Annotated in this window: 16 protein-coding genes; 13 read left to right on the top strand and 3 right to left on the bottom strand. The window is 66.5% G+C overall.

Annotated features, from left to right (window positions below):
• Positions 1 to 27 precede the first annotated feature (27 nt).
• Both GGR40_RS13550 and GGR40_RS13545 read left to right on the top strand, forming a co-directional pair.
• Positions 28 to 1548, top strand: a complete 1521-nt coding sequence (locus tag GGR40_RS13550; RefSeq protein ID WP_429276768.1) for a sialate O-acetylesterase — start codon at positions 28 to 30, stop codon at positions 1546 to 1548.
• A gap of 91 nt (positions 1549 to 1639) precedes the next feature.
• Positions 1640 to 2365, top strand: coding sequence for a FadR/GntR family transcriptional regulator (locus GGR40_RS13545; RefSeq protein WP_429276767.1), 726 nt, complete (start codon positions 1640 to 1642; stop codon positions 2363 to 2365).
• Between the two features lie 73 nt (positions 2366 to 2438).
• On the opposite strand, the gene GGR40_RS13540 is transcribed toward GGR40_RS13545, so the two are convergent.
• The 3 genes from GGR40_RS13540 to GGR40_RS13530 all read right to left on the bottom strand — a co-directional run bounded on the left by GGR40_RS13540 (position 2439) and on the right by GGR40_RS13530 (position 7223).
• On the bottom strand, positions 2439 to 3566 hold the full coding sequence (locus GGR40_RS13540) for a nucleoside hydrolase (protein ID WP_429276766.1): 1128 nt from the start codon (positions 3564 to 3566) through the stop codon (positions 2439 to 2441).
• A 65-nt stretch (positions 3567 to 3631) separates the two neighbouring features.
• On the bottom strand, positions 3632 to 5839 hold the full coding sequence (locus tag GGR40_RS13535) for a TonB-dependent receptor (RefSeq protein WP_429276765.1): 2208 nt from the start codon (positions 5837 to 5839) through the stop codon (positions 3632 to 3634).
• 151 nt (positions 5840 to 5990) lie between these two features.
• The gene (locus GGR40_RS13530; protein WP_429276764.1) at positions 5991 to 7223 is read right to left on the bottom strand and encodes an ROK family transcriptional regulator; all 1233 of its coding nucleotides are present in this window, start codon (positions 7221 to 7223) and stop codon (positions 5991 to 5993) included.
• Positions 7224 to 7504: 281 nt separating this feature from the next.
• On the opposite strand from GGR40_RS13530, the gene GGR40_RS13525 reads away from it, so the two are divergent.
• From GGR40_RS13525 to GGR40_RS13475, 11 genes are all read left to right on the top strand, one after another.
• Positions 7505 to 8971, top strand: coding sequence for a glycoside hydrolase family 125 protein (locus tag GGR40_RS13525; RefSeq protein WP_429276763.1), 1467 nt, complete (start codon positions 7505 to 7507; stop codon positions 8969 to 8971).
• Between the two features lie 79 nt (positions 8972 to 9050).
• A complete protein-coding gene (locus tag GGR40_RS13520; RefSeq protein WP_429276812.1) occupies positions 9051 to 11339 on the top strand; it encodes a GH92 family glycosyl hydrolase in 2289 nt (762 codons plus the stop codon).
• Positions 11340 to 11467: 128 nt separating this feature from the next.
• On the top strand, positions 11468 to 12373 hold the full coding sequence (locus GGR40_RS13515) for a LysR family transcriptional regulator (RefSeq protein WP_429276762.1): 906 nt from the start codon (positions 11468 to 11470) through the stop codon (positions 12371 to 12373).
• Positions 12374 to 12443: 70 nt separating this feature from the next.
• Positions 12444 to 13691: an amidohydrolase family protein gene (locus GGR40_RS13510; RefSeq protein WP_429276761.1), complete on the top strand. Its 1248-nt coding sequence runs from the start codon at positions 12444 to 12446 to the stop codon at positions 13689 to 13691.
• Positions 13692 to 13713: 22 nt separating this feature from the next.
• The gene (locus GGR40_RS13505; RefSeq protein WP_429276760.1) at positions 13714 to 15237 is read left to right on the top strand and encodes a bifunctional 3-(3-hydroxy-phenyl)propionate/3-hydroxycinnamic acid hydroxylase; all 1524 of its coding nucleotides are present in this window, start codon (positions 13714 to 13716) and stop codon (positions 15235 to 15237) included.
• Entirely contained in the window at positions 15234 to 15665 is a 432-nt protein-coding gene (locus GGR40_RS13500; protein WP_429276759.1) for a GlcG/HbpS family heme-binding protein, read from the top strand. The genes GGR40_RS13505 and GGR40_RS13500 overlap by 4 nt, the downstream gene beginning before the upstream one ends.
• Entirely contained in the window at positions 15662 to 16567 is a 906-nt protein-coding gene (locus GGR40_RS13495) for a VOC family protein (protein WP_429276758.1), read from the top strand. Before GGR40_RS13500 ends, GGR40_RS13495 begins: the two co-directional genes overlap by 4 nt.
• Complete coding sequence (locus GGR40_RS13490; protein WP_429276757.1) at positions 16567 to 17400, top strand: fumarylacetoacetate hydrolase family protein; 834 nt, start codon at positions 16567 to 16569, stop codon at positions 17398 to 17400. The genes GGR40_RS13495 and GGR40_RS13490 overlap by 1 nt, the downstream gene beginning before the upstream one ends.
• A 29-nt stretch (positions 17401 to 17429) precedes the next feature.
• Complete coding sequence (locus GGR40_RS13485; protein ID WP_429276756.1) at positions 17430 to 19625, top strand: TonB-dependent receptor; 2196 nt, start codon at positions 17430 to 17432, stop codon at positions 19623 to 19625.
• A 60-nt stretch (positions 19626 to 19685) separates the two neighbouring features.
• A complete protein-coding gene (locus GGR40_RS13480) occupies positions 19686 to 20153 on the top strand; it encodes a hypothetical protein (RefSeq protein ID WP_429276755.1) in 468 nt (155 codons plus the stop codon).
• On the top strand, positions 20150 to 21010 hold the full coding sequence (locus GGR40_RS13475) for an alpha/beta hydrolase (protein ID WP_429276754.1): 861 nt from the start codon (positions 20150 to 20152) through the stop codon (positions 21008 to 21010). The genes GGR40_RS13480 and GGR40_RS13475 overlap by 4 nt, the downstream gene beginning before the upstream one ends.
• Positions 21011 to 21017 lie beyond the last annotated feature (7 nt).

Here is a 21017-nt window from a genome sequence, read left to right as displayed (position 1 = left end):
GCTCTTGACCGGAAAGGCACTACGCACATGCGCTTCCTTATGCTGATGCTCGCCACTCTTTCCGCCCTCGTCGGCGCGGCTGCTCAGGCAAAGATCGTGCTACCGGGCGTGTTCTCCGACCATGCCGTGCTGCAACGGGGCAAGCCGATCCGCGTTTGGGGCGCGGCCCGCCCCGGCGAAGCGATCCGCGTGATGTTCCGGGGCCAAATGGCGCAGGCAACGGCCAATTCCATCGGCTACTGGGAGACGCACCTGCAGCCGGAGAAGGCGGGCGGTCCCTTCACGCTGACGGTGGAAAGCCCCGCCACGGGCGAGCGGGTGGAGCGCACCGACATCCTCGTTGGCGACGTGTGGTTCGCGTCCGGCCAGTCCAATATGGAAATGCCGCTGGAAGGCTTTCCCAAGAGCGCCAGCCCGGTGAACGGCGGGGAGCAGGCGATCGCCTCGGCCAGCAACCCCAAGTTGCGGCTGTTGCTGCAGACCCGGCGGGTAGGCATGGCGCCGATGTGGGACACGCAGGATCGCTGGGCCGTCACTTCGCCGCAGTCCGCGCGAGACTTTTCCGCGGTCGCCTACAGTTTCGGGCAGCGGCTGGTGGAGGAGAACAGCGTGCCGGTCGGCCTGATAGAGGCGACCTGGGGCGGCACACCCGCACATGCATGGATCAGCGCCGAGGGGATCGGATGGGCCGGATTGTCCTCCGTCGCCGTCGATGCGGGCGTCGTTGCACGGCAACAGGCGCTGGTGGACCGCGCGCGGGAGAATCGTGCGGTGAACCCCGAGGTGCCCGCAAACACGCCCGCGATCCGCGATCACGCCTATTCCTACATCCCGGCCTCGCTCTACAACGCGATGATCGCGCCTTATGCGGGCTATACGATTTCGGGATGGCTCTGGTATCAGGGGGAGACGGACGCCAACGAGTTGCGGCCGCCTTACTATTCGCGGGTCTTTCCGGCGCTGATCCAGGACTGGCGCAAGCAATGGGGGCAGGGCGCGCTGCCGTTTCTTTATGTGCAGCTTTCCAGTTTCGGTCGGGGCAACGACGCCTGGGGGACGGTGCGCGATGCACAGCGGCGCACGCAGGAACTGGTGAATACCGGGATGGCGGTGACGCTGGACCTTGGTGCTCCGGACAATATCCATCCGCCTGAAAAGTTCACCATCGGGCGGCGGCTGGCATCGATCGCGCAGTCGATGCGACCGGGCGCGAAGAACGCCGGGGAAGGGCTGTCCCCCGTGTTCCTGCAGGCTTCGACCGAAGGCCCCGCAATCCGCGCGTGGTTCGACAATGCGCGCGGGCTGCGCGCGTCCGGTGACGGTGTGGGCGCCTTCGAGGTTGCCGGTGAGGATCGCCGCTTCGTCGCGGCCACCGCCCGGATCGAGCAGGTGGACGGCAGAACGACGGTGCTGGCCCGGTCGCCCGACGTACCCTCGCCCCGCTATGTGCGCTATGGTTGGGCGGCATTCGTGAGCGACTACCTCTACAACGCAGGTGGCGCTCCGCTGGGTACCTTCACGTCCGACAGCGACGCGCGGGCGGACTGAGGATAAGATTGATATGACAAGGCGGTGCAATTGCGCCTGACCGTTTCCTCACCCATGTTATGGCAGCACCTGCGTTCGTGAAAGACCACCCATGGCAAAAGCCGCCTCCCTTGCTGATGAGCTTTACGGCAAACTGAAGGCCGACATCATGTCCGGCGCCATCCTGCCCGGCTCCAAGCTGCCGTCGCAGAAGGATATCGCCGACAGTGAGGATGTCAGCCGCACAGTCGTGCGCGAAGCGGTGGCCCGGCTGGAGGCACAGGGCTATGCCGTGTCGCGGCAGGGGTCCGGCGTCTACGTCTCCGAAGGCGCGCGCTATCGCGCCTTCCAGGTCACGCGCGAGGAATTGACCGAACTGTCGGACATCATCAAGCTGCTGGAGATGCGGCTGGCCATAGAAACCGAGATGGCAGGCCTGGCAGCGGCCCGGCGCGATCAGGACGACGTCGTCGCCATGCGCCTCGCCCTCAAGCGAATGCGCGACGCCAGCGACGACTCCGCCGCCTCTGCGCTGGCGGACACGCAGTTCCACATGGCCGTCGCGCGGGCGACCAAGAACGACTACTTCGTGCGTTTCATAGACTTTCTCGGCGTCCGGCTGGTGCCGCCGCGCAGCCTCTACCTGCGCGACCAGCCCGAACTCGCCCACGCCGACTACGCCTGCAAGGTCCACGGCGAACACGAGGCGGTACTCTCTGCGATAGTGCGCATGGACATCGCCGGGGCGAGAGAGGCGGCGCGGCAGCACATGATGGAAAGCCTGATGCGGCACTCGGAGCTGAGCGACGCTATTGGCACTGCCGACGCTGCGGGCTGAAGCACGGGAATCTATATGACGAATTGACGGGTGCTCCTGCAAGGCACCCGCCGGGTCGTCCGTTTTGCGCCGTTTAACGCGCGGTGACGGCGCGCACGATCACATCGTCCAGCTTGCGCGGATCGATGGAGAGCACCACGTGCGCCTTCTGCTCGCCCAGCCCCGGCTGATAGTGTTCGCGCCAGCTGAGGGTGTCGCCGTAAGTGGCGCCGAACTGGGTGTCGTAATCGACGTAGAGGTCTTCGGCTGACGTTACCACCGAGGGGTCGAGCAGCACTGCGGCGACGATCTCATCCCACAGCGGGAAGCCCGCCTCGAAACTGGAGATGTGCTTGCCCAGCTGCGGCCCGGCTGCCTTTGCGGCGCGGCCCAGAAGCTTGCGGCTCAGCTGGGTGGAGGTGGAGGGATCGACCGGAATAACGGTGATCTGTTTCCACGGCGCGCGGCTGACGATGCTCGCTGCTTCGGGGTCGAGCCGGATGTTGAATTCGCGGCGCGGCGAATTCGCGAACTCGCGGGCGAATTCCACGGCGGAGCGATCGTCCAGCACGCGATGCGGGTTGAAGCTGCCGCCCATGTAGATGAGCCCCCTGGCCAGCTTCGCGAATTCCGGGTCCAGCCGCTGCGCCAGCGCGAGGTTGGTCATCGGCCCACCTGCGACGATGATGATCTGGCCGGGATATTTGCGCACCATCTCGATCATGAAGACGGCCGCCATCTGGGCAGACGCCTTGGTGGTCGGTGCGCCCCAGGGCAGGTTGGTGAGGTCGTCGGGGCCGTAGTAGGGTGGCGTCGACTGCTGGGTGGGCTCGGCCCACTGCTTCATCCATACGCCTTTCCAGGTCAGCTTGCCATACAGAGCTTCCCAGCGCTCGGTCGCCTTTTCGGTGTTGAGCAGCGGATTGATCGCGCCCTGCGCGACCGGCACGTCCGTGCGGCCCATGATCTCCAGTCCGCGCAGCTGCATCGCGGCCCCACGCGGCGCCCACCAGTTGCCGGTGACACTGGTGACGCCCACCACGTCGACCTGCGGTGAATTCAGCAGCATCACGTGCATGAGGGAAAAGCCCTCGTCGTCGATGATGATCTTCTGCGGGGCAGGCCTGGTCACTGGCTCGGCCTGGGCCGGCAGGGCGAGCAGCACCGCCGCCGCCGTCAGCAGCGAAGCGACGGCACGGATAACGGCATTCACGGAGGGCATTGGATTTCCTTGGTCGTCTATGCTGGAAGGGGCGCCGGTTCCAGACCGGCGCCCCTTCGCATGGGTCAGAAGTCGAAGCGGACTTCGCCGCCGATGATGCGCGGTTCGTTCATCATCGCGGTCAGGTTGTTGAAGTCGATCGCGCCGACGATGCGGACCTGGTTGGTGATGTTGCGGGCGAACGCCGCAACTTCGTAACCGCGGCTGTTGTCGCGGTAGCCCACGCGCGCACCGCCTTCGAGATAGGACTTCCCGGTGAACTCGATCGAGTCATACAGGAACAGGTTGATCTTCGAACGATACGACCAGTCGGTGTAGGCGAAGACCTCGTTGTCGTTGCCCAGCGGCACGGCGTAGCGCAGGGTCGCGCTGCCGATCCAGCGGGGTGCCTGCGGCAGGCGGTTGCCGTCGATCGAGGCCAGCGTGGTGCCGCCCACGGTCACCAGCGGATCGGTGACCGTGCAGCCACCGCCGCAGGGCGCGACGAACAGGCTCTTGTCCTTCAGCTCGGTGAAGTTGTAGCTGCCGCCCAGCGTCACCACCAGGTTCTCGACCGGGGTTGCCGACAGTTCGGTCTCGACGCCATAGCCGATCGCCTTGCGGGCGTTCATCAGCTGGGTGACGTTGGAACCGCCACCGACCGCGGTAAGCTGGATATTCTTCGTGTCGAAGTAGTAGCCGTCGATCGAGAAGTTGAACAGGCCCGGCTGCTCGGTCTTGAAGCCCGCCTCGTAGGAGATCGTCGTCTGCGGACGGGCCGTGGTGGCGACGCCGGCGATGGTGTCGTTCTTCAGCGCCGCGCCCAGATAGCCGGAGGCCACGCGGGCATAGAAGCTGGCGAAAGGCGAGACCTTGTAAGTCGCACTCGCATCCCACGACCACTTCGAGCCGCTGGTCGAACCGGTCGAGAAACCGGCGGCGGTGTCGTTCACGTCGTCGCCGTTGACGAGAATCGCATAGCGCTTGTCATGCGACCAGCGCACGCCGCCGCGCAGGATGAGCGAATCGACCGGGGTATATTCCACTGAGCCGAACGCCGCGTAAGTCTCGTTGTCGAGGTGCGAGGCGCTGCTGGGCGTGTAGGCATTGGTGTTCGACCACGAACCGCTGGCGCTCTCCAGGTTCTGGTTGAAGAAGTACCCGCCGGCCTGGAAGCTCACGTTGCCGAACTTCTTCGAGGCGAATCGCAGTTCCTGCGAAAATTCCTTGGGCGTGGTGGTGCCGCCGGTCTGGACCTGGAAAGGCACGATGCCGGGGTAGCCGCCGTCGATGTCCCCGCGTGAGAAGACGCTGGCGCGTTCCCATGCCGTGATCGAGTAGAGCGATCCGAGGCCGTCGAACTCGTAGCTGGCCTGGATATTGGCGCCCCAGCTTTCCAGCGTCTGCGGGTTGGACCCGTTCTGGGCGGTACGCTCGATGTCGAAGCCATCGACCAGGTCATTCGTGCCCGGCTTGATGGCGTTGGCGCGGAACAGGCGCGCGGTGCCCTTCAGCGAACGGGCATGCGCATTGAAGAGGATGTCGAGCGGGCCATCTTCATACTCCAGTTGGAAGCGGCCGGCGTAGTCCTGGTAACCCTCGAACTTCTTTTCGTTGATGGTCTGGGCGTAGTCGTTCTTCACCCAGTCGTCACGGCGCTGAACGAGACCGGCGACGCGGAAGCGCAGCTTGTCTGTCAGCGGGGCGCCGACGGCGGCTTCGAGGTTGACGGTGTTGTAGGTGGCCCACGAAGCGCTGACGTGGCCGTCCAGTTCCTCGGTCGGGCGCTTGGAGGTCAGCTTGACCACGCCTGCAGGGGTGTTGCGGCCGAACAGTGTGCCCTGCGGACCTTTCAGCACTTCGACGTTTTCAAGGTCGAACGCCGGGAACGCCTTGAGCATCGGGCTTTCTAGCGCGACGTTGTCGTAGACCACCGAAACGGGCTGCGCGGCGTCTGCGCTGAAGTCCGTGTTACCAAGGCCGCGCACGTAGAAGCGCGGGAAGGTACGACCGAACGAGGATTCGATCTGCAGGCTGGGCACGCGTGCCGACAGGAAGCGGATGTCCTGGCCGCTGGAATTCAGAACGTCCAGCTTCTCCCCGGCAAGTGCCGACACCGCGACGGGCACGTCCAGCGCGCGTTCCGCACGGCGGGTGGCGGTGACGACGATGCTGCCGTCCGCGCCTTCGTCAGCGGCGGGTGCCGTGGACTGCGCATGGGCCGGCGCGCCGAAGGACGCTGCAACCGCGAATACCGAAACCGCCGTCAGCCGGCGCAGGCGAGAAGAAACCAAGTTTACCCCCTGAGGTAGCCATTTTATGGAATGCGAGCGCCGATAGGCGGCACTTTGCTTTCATTCAACAGCAATGATTCGGACGCGGCGTTGCGAAAAAAAGCGCGGCAATTTTGCAACGCAGCATCCGTTAGAGGGTACCAGGGAGGGCCTAGCCGCGTCCTGCCTGCATCAAGGTGGCGTCGGACGGCAGCAGTTGATCCAGAAACGGCAGGATCGCGGCGCCGATGGCGGCGGCGTCCTCCGCCATGGCGGCGCGCAGAATCGGTGCTCCTGCGCTGCCTGCGCTTGTCGCGGGGAGCCGCATCGCCGCCAGCCGTTCGCCAAGGCGCGCGATCAGCATGTCGACCAGCGCATCGGGCAGCCGTCCGCCGACGATGATCGCGTGCGGGTCGATCAGGTAGTTGATGTTCACCAGCGGCGGCAGCAGCGTGCGGGTTGCATCGTCCAGCCACCGGTCGAGCACCGGGCGGACCTGCGCGTCGGCAATGTCGAGTTCGGACAGGCGCTCCACTGTCAGCCCCGCCGTCGCCAGATAGTGCCGCAGCGCGGAAAGCGAGACGACGTCCTGCACCAGCGCGCCGGGCGTACCACTGGTGTGATCGGGCAGAAGCCCCAGTTCGGCGCTGCGCCGATTGGCCCCTTCCACATAGTGCCGGTCGATCATCAGGCCGCCGCCCAGGCCCGAACTGATGAAGATGTAGAAGAAGCTGGGCAGGGTCAGTCCGGTGCCGGACTGCGCTTCACCGACGGCGGCGGCGGCGGCGTCGTTGTCCACGAGCACTGGCCAGGGCAGCGCTGGCGCCAGAAGGTCGGTAACGGACAGCCCGGCCCACTTTTCAAACGGTTGCGGCCGGCCCGGCAGGGCGATGGCGCCCAGATCGTCCGGTAGCGCCACCCCTACGCCCAGAACCCGCTCGCGGCCGACGCTCGCATCGCGCAGCAGGTCGTCTAGCGCGCCGGAAACGAACGCGACCACTTCGTCGGGAGAGGCATATTCGGTTTCGCGCGTGGCGCGTGCGCGCACCTGCCCTGCCAGGTCGATGGCGACCATGGTGACGTGGTCACGGTCGATGTTGAGGCCGATGGCAACGCATCCCAGCGGTTCGATCGTCAGCTGGATCGCCGGTTGCCCCCGCGCACCCTGAAGGCGGCCGATCTCCTTGACCAGTCCGGCGTCGATCAGGCGGCGGGTGATGTTGGCGATGGTCGGCGCGGTCAACCCGGTGGTGCGGCACAGTTCGGCGCGCGTCGCTTCGCCGATGGTGCGTATGGCCTGCAGAACGACGCGCTGGTTGTAATCCCCCGCGCGCGCCAGGTTGGTGCCGGACAAGGTGACCGACAGCCGGTGGCTGCGCTTTTCGGGAATTACGTCGACTGTCATCGTTCACCTTTCGACACAGGGATAGCAGTTTTGCCGGGTGTGGGCAGCCCTTCAGGGCAGTGCCCTCGCGCCGGCCAGGCCTGCTATCCAGAAGGCAGCGCGGAAGTGTGCTGCCGGTCCTTAGTGTGGCACGGTGCATGCGCAGCATCATAACAAAAAATAATTTAATTTATTGCCTTGTTCATGCCTGTGCAGTGTCATAGCGTTACAAGTGCACGATCAGCCCGAAAGCGGCGTAGCAGGAGAGAAGCCGGGTGGGAAATCCGAAGGATGGTTGCGGTATGAAGGAGGTTGGCCCCGCGCGCCTCTCTGTGTCGCGGCGTGGCCTGCTGGCAGGCGGCTTTGCGGTTGCAGCGCTGGCGAGCGCGCCTGCGGCGTTCGCGGCAGCGTCCGGCAAGGCCCCGGCAAGCCTGCGGCCTGTCGTAGGCAAGCGCGCCTTCACCAGCGTCGCCGTGGAGCGGGAGATCGCCCGCGTCACCCGCCGCATCGCCGACCCCGAGATCGCCTGGCTGTTCGAGAACTGCTACCCCAATACGCTCGACACGACCGTTCGCACCGGCACGCTGGACGGCAAGGCGGACACGTTCGTCATCACCGGCGACATCGACGCGATGTGGCTGCGCGACAGTTCGGCACAGTTGCAGACCTACGTCCACCTCGCGCCCAGAGATGAAGCACTGCGCCAGCTGTTTCGCGGCGCGATCCGGCGGCAGGCACGCTGCATTCTGATCGATTCCTACGCCAACGCCTTCATGCACGACACCGCCGCCCGCTCCAACCTTGGCGCCATCGACGACATGACCGAGATGAAGCCCGGTGTCGCGGAGCGCAAGTGGGAGCTGGATTCGCTGTGCTATCCGCTGCGCATGGCCCATGCCTACTGGCAGGCGACGGCGGACAGGACGCCGTTCCAGGACGAGGAATGGCTGCGCGCGATGCAGCGCGTGGTAGCCACGATGCGCGAACAGCAGCGCAAGACCGGCGACGGCCCCTATCGTTTCGAGCGGGTCAACCGCCACGCCACGGAAACGCTGATGCTCAAGGGCGTTGGCGCGCCCACGCGCAAGGTGGGGCTGATCCATTCGATGTTCCGCCCGTCGGACGATGCCTGCACGCTGCCGTTCCTGATCCCGTCGAACCTCTTCGCGGTGTCGGCGCTGCGCATGCTGGCCACGATCCACACCGAAGCGCGCGGCGATGCTGCCGCGGCGGCGGACTGCACCGCGCTGGCGGACGAAGTGGACGCCGCCCTGCAGGCCTACGGCCTGATGGACGACGGCCATGGAGGCAAGGTCTGGGCGTTCGAAACCGACGGGTTCGGCAATGCCTTCTTCATGGACGACGCGAACGTGCCCAGCCTCTCGGCGCTGCCGCTGCTGGGCGTGTGCAACGTGGCCGATCCGATCTACCAGCGCACCCGCGCGCTGGCGTGGAGCGAGCGCAACCCGTATTTCTTCCGGGGCAGCGCTGCCGAAGGGATCGGCGGCCCGCACAAGGGCCTCGGCATGATCTGGCCGATGTCGATCATCGTGCGCGCCATGACCACCGAGAACGACGATGAGATCCGCCAGTGCCTGCGCTGGCTGAAGTCAACGCATGCCGGGACCGGCTTCATGCACGAATCCTTCAACAAGGACGATCCGTCGCGCTTTTCTCGGTCATGGTTTGCATGGGCCAACGGTCTGTTCGGGGAACTGATCCTCGATCTGGAACGACGCCGCCCGGCGCTGCTGGCCGAACATTACTAAGAACGATCAGGGAGATTACCGCGTGACCCGAACCACCCGACGCCGACTGCTGGCCGGATCGACCCTAGCCGCGCTGGGCATGGGTGCCTTGCCCGCCGCCGCGCGCGCCGCCGGCAAGGCCGCTGCCCCGCAGGCCGCTGCGCCGGACCTGTTCGTCGGCACCGGCGGGCACGGCCACACCTTCCCCGGCGCGACGCTGCCGTTCGGCATGGTGCAGCTTTCGCCCGATACCAACAACTACGGCTGGGACGCCTGTTCGGGCTATCACCAGTCCGACCGCTCGATCATGGGCTTTTCGCACACGCACCTGTCGGGCACCGGCATCGGCGACATGCTGGACGTGCTGGTGGTGCCCACGCGCGACACGCTGAAGCTGGTGCCCGGCACACCGCAGGATCCCGCTGCCGGTTATCGCCAGACTTACACGAACGAACACGCGGAGCCGGGCTACTACCGCGTCCAGCTTGAATCGGGCGTGCTGGCCGAACTGACCGCGACCGAGCGCACCGGCCTGCACCGCTATACCTTCGCCAGGGGCACGGACGGGCGCACCGATGCGCATATCCTGATCGACTTCGCGCACTGCAAGCAGGAAACCGCCGACGAGAAGATCCGCATCGAGGATGCCTCGCTGGCGCTGGGTGACGACGGCGTACTCACCGGCAGCCGTCAGGTGTTCCGCTGGGCCGAGGGGCGGCGCATCCACTTCGCCATGGAACTATCGCGCAAGCCCGACCGCGTGCAGTTCTTCGGAGACGACGATGCCCCAGCAGAAAAGGGCGCGAAGGGCGTCAGCGGGCATCGCCTGAAAGTCGCGCTGTTCTTTGACGACGCGAGTTCCGCCCCGATCGAGATCAAGACCGGCATTTCCGCCGTCGACGTTGCAGGCGCGCGCGCCGCGCTGGAAGAAGCGCCGGGCTGGGCCTTCGACCGAGTGGCCACGGCGGCACGCCGCACCTGGGCGCAGCAGCGCGACGCGGTGCGCGTCAGTGGCGGCACCCCGGCGCAGCGCACCATCATGGCCAGCGCACTCTACCACATCATGATGGGCCCGACGCTGTTCAGCGACCGTGACGGGCGTTATGTCGGCCTCGACCAGAAAGTCCGCACCCTGCCCGCGGGCGAACGGACGTACAGCGCCTACTCGCTGTGGGACACCTATCGCGGGTTCCATCCATTGATGACGCTGATCCGCCCGGACATGGCGCAGCGCTTCGTCAAGGATCTGATCCGCCAGACGCAGGAAAGCCCGTTCGGCCCACCCACCTGGCCGCTGCAGGGGGTGGAGACCGGCTGCATGAACGGCTGGCATTCGGTCGTCGTGCTTGCCGATGCCCATGCCAAGGGGATCGAGGCCGACTATGCCGCCGCCTGGCCCAACATCCGCCGCCGCTCCTTCGATGCCGCCTATCCCGACACGCTCGCCACCAAGGGGCGCGACCACTACATGAAGCTGGGCTACATCCCGGCGGACAAGGTCAAGGAATCGGTCAGCCGCACCCAGGAATACGCGTATGACGACCATGCTTCCGCCGTGATCGCCCAGATCGCGGGGGCGCACGAAGACGCCGCCGCGCTGCGCAAGCGCAGCGGCAACTGGCGCAACGTGATCGACCCGCAGATCGGCTTTGCCCGTGCCCGGTTTTCCGACGGTACATGGTGGAAGGATTACGATCCGGTGCCGCTGGGCCACATGCCGCAGCCGCGCTGGCGCGACTATACCGAGGCGAACGGCTGGCAGGCGACGTTCCTGGTCCAGCATGACCTTTACGGCCTGATCGCGCACTTCGGCGGCGAAGCCGCTTACGAGGCGAAGCTGGACTCGTTCTTCAACGCGCCCTCCACCCTGCCGGACAACGCCCCGCCCGACATTGCCGGGCTTGTCGGCCAGTACGCCCACGGCAATGAGCCGGGCCACCATGTGCCCTACCTCTATGCCTATGTCGGCGCGCCGTGGAAGACGCAGGCGATGGTGCGCCGCCTGTGCACCGAGATGTACAAGGACGACCCGGACGGCGTCATCGGCAACGACGACTGCGGCCAGATGAGCGCATGGTTCATCCTGTCCTCGCTGGGCTTCTACCCGGTCGATCCGACGACGGGCGTATATGTCCTCGGCTCCCCCCTGTTCGACCGCGCCGAGATGAAGCTGGGTGCGGGCAAGACCCTGCGCGTCACCGCGATCGGCAACGCACCCGACCGCCCCTATGTCCAGTCGGTGCGCTGGAACGGGCGGCCCTGGACGCGTAACTGGATTGCCCACCGCGATCTGGCGCAGGGCGGCGAGCTGGAGTTCACGATGGGCGCATCGCCGTCGCGCTTCGGTACTGCCAAGGAAGACCGCCCGCCTTCGCCCGCCGGGGTCTGAACGTACCGCACACTTGCCACGCGGCGCCCGCCTCAACAGAAGGGATCTTCTGATTTGAAGCGGGCGTCGCGGGGAGTGGGCCGGGTGAAGGATTGCAGTTTCCGGCGTGAAGACCGGCAGGTGCGGGCATGATCGATCCGCGCGGCATGAAGGTGTTCCTGGCGGTATGCCGGGCCAACTCGATCAGTGGCGGCGCCAGGCTGCTGAATATCTCGCAGCCTTCGGTGTCGAGCGCGATCGCGCTGCTGGAAAAGGCCGTGGGCGCGGTCCTGTTCGCCCGCACGCATCAGGGAATCGTGCTGACCAAGGAAGGCGAGGTGCTGCACCGCCGGGCGCAGGCGCTGGACCAGCTGCTGTCCGATGCCGCCGAGGAACTGCGCCTGACGCGCAGCGGGGTGGCGGGTCCGCTGCGGATCGGCGGCACGCCGGGCGCGCTGGTCAGCCTGCTGCCCGACGCGGTGGAGCGGCTTGGCGCGCGCATCGGCCGGCTGGATCTGCGCGTCGTGGAGCGGCCCGACCATGACCTGACGCAGATGCTGCGATCGGGCGAGATCGAACTGGCCTTCGTGACTACGGCGCTGGGCGAAGTGCCGGACGACATTGAGGAGATGACGTTCTCGCAGGACCCCTTCGCGCTGGTCGTGGGGCGGCAGAACGATTACCTGCCGGCCAGCCTTTCGCTGCGGGACATCACCGGCATGGGCTGGGTGCTGCCCGAGGCGCAGGGCGCCTTCCGTCGCCAGATCGACGCGCTGTTCGTGGCGTCCGACATTGCCGCGCCGCAGGACGTCATCCGCTGCGATTCGCTGCTGACCACCAAGGCCATCGTGCGCGGCGGCGCGCGCGTCACGATCCTGCCGATGAAGGTCGCCTCCGCCGAGCTGTCGATCGGCGTCCTGCGCGCGATCACCATCCGCGAGGCGACGTTCCCGCGCAGCATCGGCGTGCGCCGCCTTGCGGGCGCGCGCATGTCGCTGGTGGGCCAGGGTCTGCTGGACGCGCTGGCCCATAGGGACAGCCTATGGAGATCCTAAAAACCAATATTATCCTTGAGGGCCGGGCTACGTCATAGATGCCGTAACGAATAGACATGGGAGACGGACCATGCGGACACTGATCCGCCAGGTATCCATATTCGACGGCACCGGATCGTCGCCACAGACCGGCTCGGTGCTGGTGGAGGGCGAGACGATCGCTCGTATCGCATTCGGCGACGATGCCCCTTTCGCCAAGGAGGCCGCTCAAGACACTGACGTCGTGATCGACGGGCGCGGGCTGACGCTGATGCCCGGCATGGTCGATGCGCACACGCACCTGACCTGGGCTTCCTCGCTGGAGAAGGTCTATCACCAGTTCATCCTCCCGCATGACGAGCTGAAAGTGGCTGCCTGGCGCAATGCGCGGGTGCTGCTGGATCACGGCTTCACCAGCCTCTATTCCGCCGGCGCGCTGGGCGACCTGATCGAGCCCGAACTGGCCCGCGCCATCGCATCGGGCGAAACCCCCGGCCCCCGGCTGGTGCCCTCCACCCTGGAGCGCAGCCCCGAGGGAGAGGACGGCACCGACACCGGCGGCGTCTTCAACGGGCGCGGTCCCGATGCGATGCGCGCCTTCGTGGCCTATTGCGCGGACGAAGGCGTCCAGTCGATCAAGCTGGTCGTTTCGGGCGAGGATGCGCTGAAACCGAACAGTGCGATGGACGTGCTCTATACCCGCGAAGAGATGATGGCAGCCGGCGAGGCAACCCGCGCGGCGGGGCTCTGGATAGCCTGCCATACCTATTCGCCCGAGGCGATCGGCCTGGCGCTGGATGCCGGCGCGCGCATCCTCTACCACTGTTCCTTCGCTGACGAAGCGACGGTTGAGCGCATGGCGGCGGAGAAGGACAGGTTCTTCTACGCTCCGGGGCCGGGCGTATCGGTCGCCGCGCTCGAGGCCAGTCCGCCGCCGCATGTCGACATGACGCACATGAAGGCGAGCGCACGGGTCCGTCTGGAGCTGGAAGCGAAGCTGATCCCGCAGCTGAAGGCGCGTGGCGTGCGGGTGCTGATCGGCGGCGACTATGGCTTCCCGTTCAATCCCCATGGCCGCAACGCGCGCGACCTCCAGCACTTTGTGGACCATTTCGGCTACACCCCCGCAGAGGCGCTGCGCGCCGCCACCCAGTATGGGGGCGAACTGATGGGGCTGGAGACAGGAGTGGTGCGCGAAGGCTGGCTCGCCGACCTGCTGCTGGTTGATGGCGATCCGACACAGGACGTGTCGATCCTGCAGGACAAGGATCGCCTGAAGATGATCATGAAGGGCGGCAAACTCCACAAGGCCCCGGTACAGGTCGCCGCCGCGCACTGAGTTTCAACAGGGTAGACAAGTCATGTCGTACGACGTCGTTGTCGTAGGCTGCGGCCCTGTGGGCGCGCTGGCTGCGAACCTTCTTGGCCTGAAAGGGCTGCGCGTTCTCGTCCTCGAACGGGAGGTGGAGCACTATCCGCTGCCGCGCGCGGTGCATCTGGATCACGAGATGATGCGCCTCTTCCAGTCTGCGGGCGTGATCGACCGTGTGGCCGGCGACATGATCGCAACCGACGGGCACCTGCATGTCGGCGCCGATCATGGCGTGATCCGCTACATGGGCACCGTGGGCAAGCCGCGCCCGTTCGGATGGGCGAACGACTACTTCTTCTACCAGCCGGAACTGGAGGCGCACTTGCGCGAGGGGTTCGCGGTGCTGGACGGCGTGACGTTCACGCCCCGCGCCACTGTGACCGGGCTGGAGCAGGATGGCGAGGACGTCCGCGTGTTCTATGACACCGCCGAAGGATCGCATTGCGCCACCGCGCGCTGGGTCATCGCCTGCGACGGCGCGCGCAGCACCGTGCGTAAGACGCTGGGCGTCACGCTGGACGACCTCGATTTCGAGGAGCCGTGGCTGGTGGTCGATGCCGAAGTGCACGGGCCGGTCAGCTTTCCGCCGATTGCAGGCGTGCCTGAAGACGCGGACCTGCAGCGGCTGTCGGTGATGATGTGCGATCCCGCGCGCCCCGCCACGGTCGTGCCGGGCCGCCGCGACCATCGCCGTTGGGAATTCATGCTGCTTCCCGGAGAGGACGACAAGGCGATGTCAGCGCCTGAAAAGGTGGCCGAACTGGTCGGGGCATGGATGGCCGATGTGCCGCACCGGATCGTGCGCGCGGCGACGTATCGCTTCCACGGGCTGGTGGCGCATCGCTGGCAGGTGGGCAACGTGTTCCTGGCGGGCGACGCCGCGCACCAGACGCCGCCGTTCTTCGGGCAGGGCATGTGCCACGGCCTGCGCGATGTCGCCAATCTTGCCTGGAAGATGGACGCGGTGAAGAACCACGGCGCGGACCCGGCGATCCTGTCCACTTATCAGGCTGAGCGCGATCCCCATGTCCGCGCGGTGATCGGTGCGGCGGTCAACGCCGGCCGCTATATCTGCGAACTCGATCCCGCGCTGGCCGCCGCGCGCGATGCCCGCATCCGCGCCGAAGCGGCGGCCCGTACCGGCGAGACAGCGCACGACCTGATCCCGGCCATCGCCACCGGGCTGGTCCTTGCCGGAACGCCCGGCGCGGGGCACCGCTTCGTGCAGCCGGTGCTGGCCGACGGCAGCAAGCTGGACGATGCGACCGGCGACGGCTGGCGCCTGTTCGTGCGCGACAGCTCGGTTCCGGGCTGCGCCCCCGGCGTGACCCGCATCGTCGCGGCGGCGCTGGAGGACAACGGCGCGATCGCAATGTGGCTGGACGGGCATGGCGTGGACGCCGTGCTCGTGCGGCCCGACCACTACGTCTTCGGAACCGGGACGGACAGCGCCGAGGATCTCCTTGCCGCCCGCGCCGCCGGGCTGTTCAGCCATAAGGAACTTGCCGCATGACCCTTTCTCTCGCCCATGCGCAGGCGATCGTCGCCGGGGCGCTGGCCGAAGCGCGCGCCTGCGCAGCGAAACCGCTGGCCGTCGTCGTGCTGGACGCCGGCGCGCACCCGATTGCCTTCGCACGGGAGGACGGCGCCAGCCTCTACCGCTTCGACATCGCCCGCGCCAAGGCACAGGGCGCGGTAGGAATGGACGCGGACACGGCGACGCTGGCCGAACGCGCACGCGGCAACCCGGTGTTCTTCCAGAGCGTCAGCGCGGCCGTCGGCGGGCGCATCGCCTTTTCGCCGGGCGGCGTGGTGATCCGGGACGGGCAGGGCATCGCGATCGGCGCAGTGGGCATCAGCGGCGACACCGGCGAATGCGACGCCGCCTGCGCGCTCGCAGGAATCCGGGCGGCCGGGCTTGCAAGGGAGATCGCGGCATGAAGCTGCGCAGCATCGAACTGGCCCTGCCTGATCCGGCGGCGGCAGCCGCGTTCATGACCGACGTGTGGGGCATGGCGCCTGCCGATGTGATCGGCACCACCCATTATCTGCGTGGCTCCGGCACTTACCCTTATCTCGTCGCGTTCGAGCAGTCCGCCGAAGAGTTCGTGCGATCCACCACGTTCCTGTGCTCTGCGCCGGAGCTGGATGGCATCGCCGCGCGCGTGGCGGCCGCGGGCTGGCCTGCGCGCGCCACGATCAGCAAAGATCCGGGGGGCGGCAGGGGCCTGCTGGTAGAACTGCCCGAAGGCGAACTGCTGCGCTTCCTTGTCGATGCGCAAGATGCCGCGCCGATCGCGGGCCGCGACCTTCCGGTCAGGCTGACGCACGTCGTCTTCAATTCCGCCGATGCCGAAGCATCGGGCCTTGCGGTGGAGGACGTGCTGGGGTTCCGCGTCTCCGACCGGACCAGGGGCATGGTCTTCGTGCGCTGCAACGACAGCCATCATACCACCGCCTTCGCCCGCGCCGGGATCAGTTCGCTTAACCATATCGCCTTTGAAATGGAGGATCTGGACGCGGTGATGCGCGGTATCGGGCGCCTGCGCGACCATGCGCTGGCCCCGGCGTGGGGACCGGGTCGGCACGGCCCCGGAGCCAACGTCTACGCCTATTACATCGCCCCGTTCGGCCCGGTCATCGAATTTTCCACCGCCGTCGAGAAAGTGCCCGAGGATTACCGGGTCGGTACGCCGGAAGACTGGATCTGGCCGGAAAACCGGATCGACCAGTGGGGCATCTCGGACAAGGATTTCGCGGGGCTGCGCCGGGCGGAGGAACGCTTTCGCTTCCGCCGTGACTGGCAGCCGGCACCGCTTGCGTTCAACGAAGGAAAAGCCTGATGCGTTACGTGAGTTTCCGCCGCCCGGACGGCACTTCCAGCTTCGGTCGCCTTGACGGGCAGGACATCGTGGAACTGGCGGCTGCAACGGGGCCGCACAGCCTGAAGGAGGCGATCGCGCGGGGTACGCTGTCCACACTTGCCGATGGCGCGCGGATCGCGCTGGCCGACGTGGTGCTGCTGCCGGTGATCCCCGATCCCGCCAAGATCCTGTGCGTTGGCCTCAACTATGACGAGCATGTCAGGGAAACCGGGCGCGAGCAGAAGGAGCATCCGGCGATCTTCACACGCTATGCCGACAGCCTAGTGGCGGACGGGCAGCCGCTGGTGAAGCCTGCCGTCACCGAACGGTTCGACTACGAAGGCGAACTGGCGGTGGTGATCGGCAAGCCTGCATGGCGCGTCGCCCGCGCTGATGCCGCCGCCTACATCGCGGGCTATGCGCCGTTCAACGACGGCTCGGCACGCGACTGGCAGCGGCACAACATCCAGTTCACGCCGGGCAAGACGTTCCCCGGCACGGGCGGTTTCGGCCCCGCGCTGGTCACCCCGGATGAAGTGGAAGATCTTGCCGCCATCCGCGTCCAGACCCGCCTCAACGGGCAGCTGGTGCAGGATCAGCCGGTGTCGGACATGATCTGGGACATTCCCACGGTCATTGAATACGTCAGCGCCTTCACGCCGCTGGCGCCCGGCGACGTGATCGTCACCGGCACGCCCGGCGGTGTCGGGGACAAGCGCAAGCCGCCGCTCTACATGGTCGCGGGCGACAGGGTGGAGGTGTCGGTCGGTGCGATCGGCACGCTGACCAACCGGATCATCGACGAAAACTAAAACCTGAAACTACAGGGAGAGGAACAATCATGCACATCATCAGGTTCTCCGCCTCGGCCCTTGCCGGAGCAAGCATGCTGGCGCTTTGCGGCGCGGCCCAGGCGCAGGATGCAGCGTCCGCGCCGCAGACCGAGGCATCGAACAGCGACATCATCGTCACCGCCCAGCGCCGGCAGGAAAAGGTGACCGACGTGCCGATCTCCATCACCGTCGCCAGCGCGGCGCAGCTGGAGCGTCAGCAGGTGAACACCGTCAACGATCTGGCCCGCATCGCGCCCAGCCTGGAAATCCAGGCGGCACCGGGGCAGAACACCGGCGGCGGCGGATCGATCCGCGGTATCGGCACGATGACCTTCTCGCCGGGCGCGGTCGCATCGGTCGGCGTCGTCGTCGATCAGGTCAGCCAGGGCAATGCCAATATCTCCGACCTGTTCGACATCGCCCGCGTCGAAGTGCTGAAAGGCCCGCAGGGCACGCTGTTCGGCCTGACCACATCGGCGGGCGTCATCAACATCTCCACCAATGCGCCGGTATTCGGAGAGTTTTCCGGGCGGGCGCGCACAGAACTGTCCGATGCGGGCACGGCAGGCGCGAAGTACGGCAACCAGGTGGTGCAGGGCGTGGTCAACATCCCTCTGGCATCGAACGCCGCTGCGCGCATTTCGGGCGTCGCCAACCTGCGACAGGGCGTGAACCGCAACGCCATCGACGGCGACCGCAATGACACCAACCGCTACGGCGTGCGCGGCCGCTTGCTGTGGGAGCCGACCGACCGGCTGACCGTCAACCTCATCGGCGATTATTCGCAGACCAGGATCACCAATGGCGGCGATTTCTTCACGTTCGTGAAGGCCACGCCCGACATCGTCGCGGAACTGGCCAGCTGCGGCGCGACCGTGGGCGAAGGCAACCAGAACTACTGCACGGATGACAGCTATGTCGGCAAGGCGAAGAACTATGGCGGCTCTGTCCAGATCGACTATGCTGCCGACCCGTTCACGCTGACGTCGATCACGTCGATGCGCAAGTCGTCCGAGTTCGGCTTCGGCGCCGCGTCCAACGTGTTCCGGGGCGATACGCTGCCGATCTCGGTTGCGAACGCCGCGATCGACCGCGACATCAGCCTGTTCACGCAGGAATTCCGCGTCAGTTCGGCAGCGGGATCGCCGATCGAGTACACCGCGGGCGCGTTCTATTCCAACCAGAAGCAGACCCGTGACGCAGAGACGGTGCAGGTCACTCTGTTCGGCAATTCGCTGCCCCCCTCCATCACCCCTGCGCTGGTGATCCGCGATGAATCGCTGGCCTTCTTCGGGCAGGCCACCGGCCATGTGACCGACAGCTTCCGCCTGATCGGCGGCGTGCGCTATACCACGGACCGCCTGTCTCTGGACAGCGCGGGCTCGGATACGGACACCGTGCTGGACGTGGCCAAGTGGTCGTGGCGGCTTGGCGCGCAGTACGACCTGATGCCCGGCACGATGGCCTACGGCACCGTGTCGCGCGGGTTCAAGGGCGGCCAGATCGCGGTTCCGGCCAACGCCAGCCCCTACGTCGTCAATCCGGAGATCCCCACGTCCTACGAACTGGGCCTGAAGTCGACGCTGTTCGGCGGGTGGGTGCTGGATGCCAGCCTGTTCTACATGAAGATCAACAACTTCCAGGCGCAGAGCTGCATCATCGATGCCTCCAGCATCATCTCTTGCGACCAGAAGAACGTGGACGGCGTGAAGACGCGCGGCGCGGAGATCAACCTGTTCGGCAAGGTGTTCGACGGGTTGTCGCTCAACACCGGCTTCATCTACGCCAAGGCGACTTATCCCAAGACCTACATCGGCGCTGACGGCACCGACATCGGCGGCAGCCAGCTGGCCTATTCGCCGCGCTACAAGTTCACCCTTTCGGGTGAATACCAGCAGGACTTCGGCGACCGTTTCGCCGGGTTCCTGGCGGTGGACACGGTATGGAAATCGCGCGTGCGGTATGAAGAGAATTCGTATCGCGACACGACGTTCAGGCCGCACTGGGTCGTCGGCGGGCGCGTGGGCCTGCGCACGCAGGATGAACGCTATTCGGTGGCCGTGTTCGTGCGCAACCTGTTCAACGTGCACGAACCCTCGCTGATGCAAAGCTCGTTCCCGTTCGGTGGCGCTGCCAACGTCGGCGCGATCTATGGGCCGCAGTCGTACCGCAATGTCGGCATCAGCCTGGACGCCAAATTCTGACGACGATGATGGGCGGGGCGCGTCTTCGTGCCCCGCCGCCATGCTTGCAACGGGAGAAACATGGTGCCCCCAATCGACCTGTCATCTCTCCTGCGCTGCGAACAGGCGGTCAGCGCAGCGATCAATGCCGTACTGAGCGCGCTGTTCTTCGCCGTGGTCTTCGGCCTTGCCCCGCGGGAGCTGGCGATGGGCGCGCCTGACGGCTTCGCGCTGGATTTCCTGCCGCAGGGCCTGATGGTCTCGCTGATGGCGTCGCTGGTGCCGACCCTGCTGGTGCGCGCCCGGCTGCGCAGGGAAGGGGGGGCGAGCGGCGGCCGGCTGCTTCCCATCGTCGCCCGCGGCGTTCTTGCTGGGCTGGCCAGCGCGGTGCTGCTGGCGGTGTTGGCGCTGTTCGGGCCGGTGGCGCAAGTGCCTGCCTATCCAGCGCTGGCGTTCAAGATCGTCTACGGAGCGCTGTTGGGGCTTGCCTGCACCCGCGTTGCCGTGTCCTCCCTGTTCGCAGCCGCCATCGAGGAGAAGACCGCATGACCGATCCCATCGCCGCCTTCGGCACCCGCCTTGGTCCTGACGTGGTGGCGGCGATGCGTGCGCTGTATCAGGACGAACAGGCAGGCCATGCCGCCGCGTCAAAGCCGGTGGCGGCCGACTGCGCTTATGGCCCACATGGCCGCAACAGTCTGGACCTGTACAGACAGGGGAAGGGTGCAGGGCTGCTGCCGGTGCTGCTGTTCGTCCACGGCGGCGGCTTTCTGGTGGGCGACAAGGGTTCGCATGCCGATGAGCAGGACGGCTGGGTCAATGCTCACGTCGGTCGCTGGGCTGCCGCGAACGGCATGCTGGGCGCGGTGATGAACTATCGGCTTGCCCCCGCAGAAACCTGGCCTGCCGGTGCCGAGGACGTGTCCGCCGCCGTCGACTGGCTGCGCGCTCATGCCTCCGCGTATGGGGGCGATCCCGATCGCATCGTGCTGGTGGGCACATCGGCGGGGGCAGTGCATGTGTCGGGCTTTCTCAAGCTGCGCCCCGATCATGGCGCGATGGTGCGCGGTGCCGTGCTGCTGTCCGGCCTTTACGGGTTCACCCCGCTGGATGAACGGGACGTGCTCTATTACGGGCCGCCGGACACATATGCCGATCGCATGCCGATGGCAGCCGCCGTGCAGACCGCGCTGCCGCTTCTGGTCGCCTGCGCTCAGTTCGACCCGCCGCGCTTTCAGGCAGAATGGACGGGTCTGCTGCAGGCCCGGCTGGACCGTCATGGCAGCCTGCCGCGCGCGCATTATGCCAGCGGGCACAATCACTATTCGCTGGCCATGCACCTGGGCACCCGTGACCATCGGCTGGCAGACGAAATCCGCGCCTTCGTGCGCCAACACACGCTTTGAAACATAC

Origin of the sequence: Novosphingobium gossypii, from assembly GCF_050433305.1 — a bacterium.
Taxonomy (GTDB): Bacteria; Pseudomonadota; Alphaproteobacteria; order Sphingomonadales; family Sphingomonadaceae; genus Novosphingobium; species Novosphingobium gossypii.
This window is presented reverse-complemented; position numbering and strand designations above follow the sequence as displayed.

Excerpts from the sequence above, each read along its gene's own strand:
- GGR40_RS13505 (WP_429276760.1), top strand. The coding sequence starts at position 13,714 with ATGTCGTACGACGTCGTTGTCGTAGGCTGCGGCCCTGTGGGCGCGCTG.
- GGR40_RS13530 (WP_429276764.1), bottom strand. The coding sequence starts at position 7,223 with ATGACAGTCGACGTAATTCCCGAAAAGCGCAGCCACCGGCTGTCGGTC.
- GGR40_RS13500 (WP_429276759.1), top strand. The coding sequence starts at position 15,234 with ATGACCCTTTCTCTCGCCCATGCGCAGGCGATCGTCGCCGGGGCGCTG.
- GGR40_RS13480 (WP_429276755.1), top strand. The coding sequence starts at position 19,686 with ATGGTGCCCCCAATCGACCTGTCATCTCTCCTGCGCTGCGAACAGGCG.
- GGR40_RS13510 (WP_429276761.1), top strand. The coding sequence starts at position 12,444 with ATGCGGACACTGATCCGCCAGGTATCCATATTCGACGGCACCGGATCG.
- GGR40_RS13550 (WP_429276768.1), top strand. The coding sequence starts at position 28 with ATGCGCTTCCTTATGCTGATGCTCGCCACTCTTTCCGCCCTCGTCGGC.
- GGR40_RS13475 (WP_429276754.1), top strand. The coding sequence starts at position 20,150 with ATGACCGATCCCATCGCCGCCTTCGGCACCCGCCTTGGTCCTGACGTG.
- GGR40_RS13525 (WP_429276763.1), top strand. The coding sequence starts at position 7,505 with ATGAAGGAGGTTGGCCCCGCGCGCCTCTCTGTGTCGCGGCGTGGCCTG.
- GGR40_RS13495 (WP_429276758.1), top strand. The coding sequence starts at position 15,662 with ATGAAGCTGCGCAGCATCGAACTGGCCCTGCCTGATCCGGCGGCGGCA.
- GGR40_RS13520 (WP_429276812.1), top strand. The coding sequence starts at position 9,051 with ATGGGTGCCTTGCCCGCCGCCGCGCGCGCCGCCGGCAAGGCCGCTGCC.
- GGR40_RS13540 (WP_429276766.1), bottom strand. The coding sequence starts at position 3,566 with ATGCCCTCCGTGAATGCCGTTATCCGTGCCGTCGCTTCGCTGCTGACG.
- GGR40_RS13515 (WP_429276762.1), top strand. The coding sequence starts at position 11,468 with ATGATCGATCCGCGCGGCATGAAGGTGTTCCTGGCGGTATGCCGGGCC.
- GGR40_RS13545 (WP_429276767.1), top strand. The coding sequence starts at position 1,640 with ATGGCAAAAGCCGCCTCCCTTGCTGATGAGCTTTACGGCAAACTGAAG.
- GGR40_RS13490 (WP_429276757.1), top strand. The coding sequence starts at position 16,567 with ATGCGTTACGTGAGTTTCCGCCGCCCGGACGGCACTTCCAGCTTCGGT.
- GGR40_RS13485 (WP_429276756.1), top strand. The coding sequence starts at position 17,430 with ATGCACATCATCAGGTTCTCCGCCTCGGCCCTTGCCGGAGCAAGCATG.